Origin of the sequence: Bowmanella yangjiangensis (genome assembly GCF_017255015.1) — a bacterium.
GTDB classification, from domain to species: Bacteria; Pseudomonadota; Gammaproteobacteria; order Enterobacterales; family Alteromonadaceae; genus Bowmanella; species Bowmanella yangjiangensis.
Window position 1 is genome coordinate 1 of the sequence record NZ_JAFKCS010000815.1, and the last position, 322, is coordinate 322.

1 protein-coding gene is annotated in these 322 nt (G+C 71.4%); it reads right to left on the reverse strand.

The window, feature by feature from the left end; genetic code table 11:
* Positions 1–322 (reverse strand): hypothetical protein (locus tag J0A65_RS26805; RefSeq protein WP_206597207.1); only part of this gene is annotated, 322 nt, incomplete at both ends.

Consider the following 322-nt stretch of genomic DNA (forward strand, 5'->3'; position numbering starts at 1 on the left):
GGCCATGCCCAGCAGGGCGGGCAGCAGGGCCAGGGCCGAAAGGCCCAGCACCGCCGGCTGCAACAGTTCGCCGCTGTGCCCGAGCGCCGCCGCCAGGGCCAGGGTGGAGACGCTGAACGAAAGCCCGAGGGCCTGGATCAGGTCGTCCTTTTCCAGGCCGATGGCCTGCAGGTAGGGCACTGCAGGGATGACGAAGACGCCGGTGACGGCGGTGATCGCCCCGGTGACGGCGCCGATGAGTGGCGCCAGCCAGGACTCGTATCGCGCGGCGACGCGCACCTGCACCCTGGCCAGGCCGAGCACGGCATAGAGCACCAGTGCC